Below are 515 nucleotides of genomic sequence, written 5' to 3'. Positions count from 1 at the left end.
TCCCCATTCGGAAATTCACGGATCAAAGCCTGCTCGCGGCTCCCCGTGACTTATCGCAACGTGCTACGTCCTTCATCGCCTCTCAGTGCCAAGGCATCCACCAGATGCCCTTCAGACGCTTGATCTCTATTCCGAACGTCACGCACAGGGGCAAACCGCTCCTGCCTCGTGGACGCTCATGAAGATGCATCCTCGGTCACTTAAAACTCGACTTTATTCACGATTTGAAAGATCCCGCGTTTTGAAAGTTTTCAAAACGCCAAGCGCTTCTCGTCAATCCGGCCGAGACAATGCAGACGCACCGTCAGCGGGTGTTCCGGATCGTCGAGAAGGGATGCGCCGGCGGCGGCAGAGATGCGCCTTTGTGGCTGAGGTGCCGGCCCCATCAGGGTCGGCTTCCTTAGAAAGGAGGTGATCCAGCCGCAGGTTCCCCTACGGCTACCTTGTTACGACTTCACCCCAGTCGCTGACCTTACCGTGGTTGGCTGCCTCCCTTGCGGGTTAGCGCACCACCT

General features: G+C 57.7%; 2 rRNA genes. Both read right to left on the bottom strand.

Annotated elements, in window-relative coordinates:
• A 23S ribosomal RNA gene (locus GBZ48_RS35940) occupies positions 1-125 on the bottom strand; the annotation flags it as partial.
• Positions 126-404: 279 nt separating this feature from the next.
• A 16S ribosomal RNA gene (locus tag GBZ48_RS35935) occupies positions 405-515 on the bottom strand; the annotation flags it as partial.

This window comes from Azospirillum melinis (assembly GCF_013340935.1).
Lineage (GTDB): Bacteria > Pseudomonadota > Alphaproteobacteria > Azospirillales > Azospirillaceae > Azospirillum > Azospirillum melinis.
This window is presented reverse-complemented; position numbering and strand designations above follow the sequence as displayed.